This is a genomic window from Cetobacterium sp., from assembly GCF_051653945.1.
Classification (GTDB): domain Bacteria; phylum Fusobacteriota; class Fusobacteriia; order Fusobacteriales; family Fusobacteriaceae; genus Cetobacterium_A.
Genome location: NZ_JBOFXD010000101.1, coordinates 19,283 through 27,235 on the forward strand (window position 1 = coordinate 19,283; position 7,953 = coordinate 27,235).

Sequence of the window (7,953 nt, forward strand, 5' to 3'; positions counted from 1 at the left end):
TTTAATTCTCCTTAGGTACTAACGTAAAGTTTTCAGTAGCTCCATCTTTTAAATTAGATACAGTAATGGTGGTGATATTATTATTTACTACTGTGTTGATATTATTATTTATATTTTCTAATTTAAATTTACCTTTTATACTGAAAATAATCTCAGAATTTTTATGAGTAGGATCACTTACTGATATAAAAAGTTTATTTTTAGTATCTATAGCTAAGATTGATGCTGGAGTTTTACTAGAAAAAATTCCAACTTCTTTATCAGAAGAACCATCCCAAAAGTTAATAGCAGTGATGTTTTTAAAGTTTATTCCATGGGCAGAGCTATTTTGACTTAAAATATTGATGTCCTTAGTATTAAAGTTTTCAATATTTTTTAAATTAGTTTCAGGAATTATAGCATATAAATAACTACTATCCTCAGGGTTAGATCCGTGATTAATAAATGATTTAATGAAATTTTTAGAGATTTCAGTGTTGTCTTTATCCCAATTTCCCACTCTTTTTTCTGTAGTGGTTTTAAGAGTGTTACTATCAAGAATAATAAATCCAGTGTATAAGTCAGAAAGTGGATTTTTTAAAGTTAAATTGTTATCAGTATTTTTTATAATTTCATCGTTAGATTTAATAGACTTATTTTCAACAGTTGTGTGAATTTCACCATCTTTACTTGAAATGTTTGATCCCATAGATACTATAAAATCAGGAGTTATAAACCATGATTTTTTAGCAGTTGTTAAATCATTCCAAGATGAAAAATCCATTCCAATTATAGAATAAGTATTGTTTGTTGTTCCTCCAACGAAATCTTTTTGAACCATAGTTTTAGGATGTCTTCGTTCTCCAATACTATTTTCTCTTTGAGTTATACTTTCAGTTGTACCAGGAAGATGATAAGGATCAACTACAGGCCAGTATTCAAAATATTCATTTGTATTAGGGGTATAGATATAATACATTCCATCAGCAGCATGCCACCCTTTTGTATTCTCTTCTAAGATGCTTTCGAAGTTACCAACTCTAGAAGAGTGTAAACTTAGTACAAAAGAGTAGTTAGGAGTTCTATTAACAACTCTATCCATATTTCCAAAAATCTTAATTCCAGAAGGAGTTGAAATTTTTATATTTTTATCATTTAATATATTTTCAATAACTTTTTTTTCTACAGGATTTTTAATTCTACTTAAAATAAGAGATGTATCTCCTGTTTCAATATTTCTTTTAACAATCTCTTGTAGCTTAACCTTGTAATCTTCAGGAGCACCTTGAGAAATCATAGCAATAGCAACAAGATTACCAACTCCTCTTGTTAAATCATTAGAGTTTTTTCTAGTAACAGCCCGACCACTTATTGAGTCAGATATTCTACCGTTGAAGAAAAGGTGGTTATAGCCATCTATAATAGAGTTATAAATATTGTTAAATCGAGGATCTTTAATTTCTAAGTCTGTACTAGCAATTAAATTTTGTATAGTACCTAAACCACTTAATAAAACTTCTCCATATGTACCACCATAAGGGATAGTTCCATGTTGTATAAAAGAACCATCTCTATAGAAACCATCTCCAGTTGTAACATATTCAGCAACCTCTCCAAGATTGCTTAAAGCATTGACAACTTCATCTTTATTTTGAGTTAAAATACCTCTCATAAAAACAATGTAACAAGTATCAATTCTGTTTCCACCAGTGGATAATCTTTTATTTGGAGATGTAGATGTTTTAGCTCCTTCACTATATCCAGACCACTCAGCGTATGGTTGGAAGTATCTACTGCCATTTAAGAAGATTTCAACTTGCTCTTTAGAAAGCTCTGGATACATATAAGCAACTATACGATTTAATTCTTTTGGAATTCCAATCTCCCACTGCCACCAGTTTCCTAATTCAGGAAGATTTTCTTTGTAGGCGTTTTCTCTTAACCAATTTAAAGAGGTGATTATTGTATTTTTAACATCTTTATTTTGGTATAAAGATGAGTTTTTATCTGTATAAGCTTTGATTATATCAGTTAGATTTCTATATGTAGATAAAATATGTGGACCACTTTTCATATCTGGAAATTGCTCCCAAAGATATGTTCTATCAAGGTTATTGTTTAAAGTATTTAAAAGTTTTTGGGCTTTTTCATCATTGCTATTAGTATTGGTAAGTTCTGAAAACCTTTCTCTAATAATTGAATATGTATCAGTTGAAGTGGTATTTCCAAAGGAAATACCGCCTAAAAATAACAGTAAAAGAGATAAAAATATTTTTTTCATAAAGCCTCCTAAATATCAAGTATGTAGATAAATCCAACTTTTCCTAAAATTCTATTAATTCTAGAAACTGATTTGTCTGAATCTTTTGTTCTTTTAAAACTATTCATAGCAACTTCAGCATAAGTAGAGAAATAATCGGTAATTTTATATCCTACAGTAGCTGTGTACCTTGTTTCCTCATTATACTGAGCGACAATACCTTGTCTATTTTCAACTCTTTCACCATTAGTTAAAGAGAATCTTCCTTGTAATTGAAGGAATGAACCGTCTACGAAGTTATATCTAACTACAGGTCTAAATTGTGTACTGTGAGCAGTTTTGTTATTATTTCCCATATATTTTTTATCTAGTCTATAGATATTAGATGTTAAAATCCAATTTTTATTAAGAATAAATCTAAATCCATAGATGTTTTCAGCCCAGTAGTTGTGAGTAAACGGATAGTTGTCTCTAGAATCACTGATTTCATCCATTGCAAGTAGAGAAGAACCAAGGAAAGCAATGTTTTTATTAATAGTGTAGTTGATTGCAGGAGCAATTCTATAAGAATCAGTGACATTTCTCCAAGGATTTCCTTTAGAATCAGTTTGTTTTCTTACTTGGTTTCTCCATCCAATATAACCGTGAATTTTTAAATTATCTGTAACCTGAACTCCTTTCCAGTTAATTTGAGGGTTGATTCTTCTATTTGTATCCTTTCCCTCTTTTTCTTTTCTTCCACCAAACCAATCTTCTGTTTTATAGAATGTATCCATTAAATAAACAAAATCTCCTTTTTTATCGTTAACACTTAATATTAATCTAGGAGAAAAAGAGGTAGAACCACCAGTACCAGCTGTATTGTCATCATAATCCTCTGTTTCTAACATAAAGTTAGAAGAAACTCTAAAACGCTTTTCTTTATCAAGAGTATTGAAGTAATCAAATCCTTCAAGCATAGGTTTGTCTAAAGAGTAAGTAAAATTAGCTCCATATAAATCAGCGTCATAATCTTTTGAAAGAAGTTTGTTGTAGCTCGCACCAATATCTAAATTTTCAGTTAAGTTAATATCGGCATTTACTCCAATGTTAACAATATCATCTCTATCTAAAGTATCAACTTTTGTTCTAGTACCATTATTCCATAAAACTTTTTTATCTTTGATATTTCCAAATTCTTTTTCATAATTTGTAGAAAGTTTTAATGTTGCTTTTTTATCTTGTAAAAGAAAAGATTTTTCACCAGATACACCAACTGTAGGTCTAACTGAGTCATAGTATTCAGTGTTATTTTTTGTACTATATGCTCCATTGCTATATGTTCCCTGATATATTTTAGCCCAATCAATTCCACCGTTTAAATAAAGATTCATATATTTATTTGGAATTGGATAACTTAAATGACTTCCCAAAGATAAACTCATAGATGGTGATGTAGATGAGTTATTTTGTATGTGTATAGAATCATGAGAATGATTATAAGATAAAATAGAAGTTATAGCAATTTTATTTGGAAACTCATAAAAATGATACCCTCCAGCAAAGAATATATCTCTATTAATTCTAATAGGTTGATCAAATTTTATTTTATTATCTCCTCCTCCGATAAAAAATGCGATTTTTTCATTAGATTTTAATCTTTTTTCAAAATTAGCTAGATAGAGGTTAGAATCTCCACTTCCGCCAAAATCCCCTTTATAATTTTCAGAAAGATGTAAGTAATCTAATGAATTAAAGTATCTATTTTTTTCTGAAGGATCAATATCCTTTTCTAAAGATGATCGAATGAATCTTCTAATATTATAGTTTTCTTCAAGGTTAACTTCAGGAAGGTGTGCTATGCTTTCTCCTAAGTTTTGACTTCCTTGTGAAATTGTTCCCACTAAAAGTGTTAATAAAATAAAATTAGTAAAAAAAATTTTTCTCATAAAATATACTCTCCCGTTTAATATACTTTTGAAACCAGTTTAAACCATATATTACATTCTTGAATAAAATATGTAAATATTCTGTTTTTAATGTTCTTTTTTCTTTGTGTATTTTTTTATATAGGACATTTTTTTGGATGTGTTTTTTTATTTGTAGTGGATGAAAAAGAAAATGGAATATTGCTAAGATTAACATTATAAAATATACTCATATAAAATTAGGATATGTTTTTAGTAAAGAAAAATTTGATTTTAAGTGCTTTAGATTTTAATAAAACATATGACGAATTTCTAAATAGATTAAATAAAATTGAGCTACAAGAGGCAATAGAGATAACTCAAAAGTCATATGATACATTTGTTATATTTAGTAACTAATAAAGAATAAAGTGTATTTTTATTGATTTAAAAGTATAAAAATTATATATAGAAAAAGGCACATCCTAAATTGATGATTTACACTTTAAAAATTTTAAATTATAATCACCTTACAAAACGTAGATAAGTAAGGAGGGTTAGTATGAAAGAAACTATTTTAGAAATGGATGAAAGATTAGAATCAGAAAAAATAGGTCTCATAAAAAAAATAATGACTGGATTAAAAAGAGGAAACGTAAAAGATCAAATGTCATTATATCTGATTTTTCTTCCATTTATACTTTGGTATATGATATTTGCATATAAACCAATGTATGGTCTTATAATCGCTTTTAAAGATTACAATCTATTTAGGGGAATAGCAGGAAGTGAATGGGTAGGACTAGCAAACTTTACAGAGTTTTTAACAAGCCCATACTTTTATACAACTCTAAAAAATACAATATTTTTAAACATATATAGTTTAGTGTTTGAGTTTCCATTTGCCATAGTTTTAGCCCTTATGCTAAATGAGGTAAAAAATAGATTTTTTAAATCTTTCGTTCAAACAGTTTCGTTTTTACCATACTTTATAGCAATAGTTGTAACAGCTGGAATAACTATAAATATTCTATCTCCAAGTAGTGGTGTAATAAACCATATTTTAGAAAGATTTGGATTTGAAAAGATATACTTCCTATCAAAACCAGAGTACTTTAGAGGAATATTTACAGGAATGAATATGTGGAAAAGTACAGGATTTAATGCAGTTATCTATTTAGCAGCGTTAACAGCAGTGGACGAATCACTGTATGAAGCAGCAAAGATAGATGGAGCTACAAAGTTCCAACAGCTTAGATTTATAACTTTCCCATCAATTATCCCAACAATAGTTATAATGCTAGTACTAAAAGTTGGAAGTATGCTAAACGTTGCATTTGAAACAGTTTTACTGCTTTATCAACCAGCAACATATTCAACATCAGATGTTATAAGTACTTATGTTTATAGAACAGGTATGTTAATGCAAGATTTTGGTTTAGCAACAGCAGTTGGATTATTCAATGCAGTTATTGGATTTATCCTAGTTTACCTAGCAAATAGATGGAGTAAAAAGATAACATCATCAGGACTTTGGTAAAAAGTATTAACTGTTAAAAAATTTGAAAGGAGAGATTTATGAGTAAAATTAAAAGATCAAAAGATGAAAAAATATTTGATTTTATCAATTATTCCTTACTGGCAATATTTGGAATAATGTTTATATATCCAATTATATATGTATTCTCAGCATCAGTGACAAAACCATACCTTTTAGAGATAGGAGAGATGTATCTCTTACCTAAAGGGATTAGTATGGCATCATTTAAAGCAGCTATGAGTCTAGATGGAATCTGGTTAGCTTATGCAAATAGTATCTTTATAACAGTTGTAGGAACTGCTGTAAGTATGTTCTTTACAATAACTGGAGCTTATGTTTTATCAAAACCAGAGTTAAAATTTAGAAAAATTTTAACATTAATGGTTGTTGTGACAATGTGGTTTGATCCAGGAATGATCCCTAGATATCTGAACTTTAGAGACTTAGGTCTTATCAATAGTTATACATCTGTAATTGTAGGATTTGCAGTAAATACATTTAACGTAATAATTTTAAAGAGTTTCTTTGAAGCTGTACCAAAATCATTAGAGGAATCAGCTAGAATAGATGGAGCTACTCAGTGGCAAATTATGACAAAAATATATCTACCTTTATCAACTTCAGCATTGACAACAGTGTCACTGTTCTATGCTATCTCAAGATGGAATGGATATTTCTGGACAATGGTTTTATTAACTGATGATTCTAAAGTACCATTACAAGTTTTCTTAAAGAAGTTAATAGTAGAGAAGAATATGGCTGGAGAAGCAGCACAAATTATTACACCAGAAAGTTTAACATCACCACAATCAATAATATATGCTGTGATAGTTTTATCAATAGTTCCAATAATGATTATATATCCGTTTATCCAAAAGTTCTTTAGAAAAGGAGTAACTTTAGGAGCAGTAAAAGAGTAGATAACAAAGAAAATTAAAAATAAAAGTTCATAATATTTAGGAGGAGTTTTACTATGAGATTAGATACAAGATATGCAAATCATCCAGAGGATTCAAAGCACTATACAACAGAGGAGTTAAGAAAGCATTATTTAATGGAAACAGTTTTCGTTGCTGATGAAGTTAACTTAATGTATTCTCACGTGGACAGAGTTATAGCTGGAGGAGTTATGCCAGTTGAAACTGAAGTAAAATTAGAGGGATGTAAAGAGTTAGGATCTGAGTTTTTCTTAGAGAGAAGAGAGCTTGGACTTATAAATATAGGTGGATCAGGTAAAATAGTTCTTGATGGAGTTGAATATAAAATGGCTTCAAAAGATGGACTATATGTTGGAATGGGAGTAAAAGAGATTACATTTATATCTGATTCTCCAGAAAATCCAGCAAAGTACTATGTTAACAGTGCTCCTGCCCATGTAGCTTATCCTACAGTAAAAATAGATATAGCTAATGCTAATGCAGTTCATTTAGGAGATTTAGAGAATTCAAACAAAAGAACTATATTTCAATATGTTCACCCTGCAGTTTGTAAATCATGTCAACTTTTAATGGGAATGACTGTATTAGACCCAAATAATATGTGGAACACTATGCCAACACATACACATGAGAGAAGAATGGAAGTTTACTTCTATTTCAACATGGATGAAAATACAAGAGTATTCCATTTAATGGGACAACCTCAAGAAACTCGTCACATTGTAATGGCTAATGAGCAAGCGGTAATATCACCATCTTGGTCAATTCATTCAGGTGTAGGAACTAAAAATTACACATTTATTTGGGGAATGGCTGGAGAGAATCAAACATTTACTGATATGGACCATATAGCTATGGATCAGTTAAGATAATTGGGAGGAAATATGTTAAACATGTTTAATTTAGAAGGTAAAGTTGCAATGGTAACTGGAGGAAACGTAGGAATAGGAAATGCACTGGCAATGGGACTTGCAAAAGCAGGAGCAGACCTATTTATATTCACATATAATGATGACAATATGGAAAATGTCATAAAAGAGGTTGAAGGACTAGGAAGAAAGGTTGCTTATGCAACTGGAGATCTATCACAAGAAGATGTAGCTATGGAAGCAGTTAGTAAATGTATAGAGGCTTTTGGAAGAGTTGATATTCTAGTAAATAATGCTGGAACAATAAAAAGATCACCGATTTTAGAGGGACCAAACAGTGACTGGCAACAAGTTATTGACTTAAATCTATCTTCAATATACTATTTAAGTAAGACTGCATCAATAGAGATGAAAAAGCAAGGTGGAGGAAAGATAATAAACATAGCTTCAATGCTATCATTCCAAGGTGGAAAGTTTGTTC

General features: G+C 29.7%; 7 protein-coding genes. 5 read left to right on the plus strand and 2 right to left on the minus strand.

Annotated elements, in window-relative coordinates; all coding sequences use genetic code 11:
* Position 1: 1 nt before the first annotated feature.
* Both ACRC8M_RS10640 and ACRC8M_RS10645 read right to left on the minus strand, forming a co-directional pair.
* Positions 2 to 2,260: a polysaccharide lyase 8 family protein gene (locus tag ACRC8M_RS10640; protein WP_438529110.1), complete on the minus strand. Its 2,259-nt coding sequence runs from the start codon at positions 2,258 to 2,260 to the stop codon at positions 2 to 4.
* Between the two features lie 8 nt (positions 2,261 to 2,268).
* A complete protein-coding gene (locus ACRC8M_RS10645) occupies positions 2,269 to 4,167 on the minus strand; it encodes an autotransporter outer membrane beta-barrel domain-containing protein (protein ID WP_438529111.1) in 1,899 nt (632 codons plus the stop codon).
* Positions 4,168 to 4,392: 225 nt separating this feature from the next.
* Between ACRC8M_RS10645 and ACRC8M_RS10650 the strand changes: the two genes are divergently transcribed.
* The 5 genes from ACRC8M_RS10650 to ACRC8M_RS10670 all read left to right on the plus strand — a co-directional run.
* Positions 4,393 to 4,545, plus strand: coding sequence for a hypothetical protein (locus tag ACRC8M_RS10650; RefSeq protein ID WP_438529112.1), 153 nt, complete (start codon positions 4,393 to 4,395; stop codon positions 4,543 to 4,545).
* 142 nt (positions 4,546 to 4,687) lie between these two features.
* Positions 4,688 to 5,665 (plus strand): ABC transporter permease, encoded by a 978-nt coding sequence (locus tag ACRC8M_RS10655; protein WP_438529113.1) that lies wholly within the window; start codon positions 4,688 to 4,690, stop codon positions 5,663 to 5,665.
* Positions 5,666 to 5,703: 38 nt separating this feature from the next.
* Positions 5,704 to 6,585 (plus strand): carbohydrate ABC transporter permease, encoded by an 882-nt coding sequence (locus tag ACRC8M_RS10660; RefSeq protein ID WP_185892063.1) that lies wholly within the window; start codon positions 5,704 to 5,706, stop codon positions 6,583 to 6,585.
* Between the two features lie 53 nt (positions 6,586 to 6,638).
* Positions 6,639 to 7,475 (plus strand): 5-dehydro-4-deoxy-D-glucuronate isomerase, encoded by an 837-nt coding sequence (gene kduI / locus ACRC8M_RS10665; RefSeq protein ID WP_438529114.1) that lies wholly within the window; start codon positions 6,639 to 6,641, stop codon positions 7,473 to 7,475.
* A 12-nt stretch (positions 7,476 to 7,487) separates the two neighbouring features.
* A partial coding sequence (locus tag ACRC8M_RS10670) for an SDR family NAD(P)-dependent oxidoreductase (RefSeq protein WP_438529115.1) occupies positions 7,488 to 7,953 on the plus strand: 466 nt, incomplete at its 3' end.

Coding starts and splice junctions, on each gene's coding strand:
- ACRC8M_RS10640 (WP_438529110.1), bottom strand. CDS start 2,260: ATGAAAAAAATATTTTTATCTCTTTTACTGTTATTTTTAGGCGGTATT.
- ACRC8M_RS10645 (WP_438529111.1), bottom strand. CDS start 4,167: ATGAGAAAAATTTTTTTTACTAATTTTATTTTATTAACACTTTTAGTG.
- ACRC8M_RS10655 (WP_438529113.1), top strand. CDS start 4,688: ATGAAAGAAACTATTTTAGAAATGGATGAAAGATTAGAATCAGAAAAA.
- ACRC8M_RS10650 (WP_438529112.1), top strand. CDS start 4,393: ATGTTTTTAGTAAAGAAAAATTTGATTTTAAGTGCTTTAGATTTTAAT.
- ACRC8M_RS10660 (WP_185892063.1), top strand. CDS start 5,704: ATGAGTAAAATTAAAAGATCAAAAGATGAAAAAATATTTGATTTTATC.
- kduI (WP_438529114.1), top strand. CDS start 6,639: ATGAGATTAGATACAAGATATGCAAATCATCCAGAGGATTCAAAGCAC.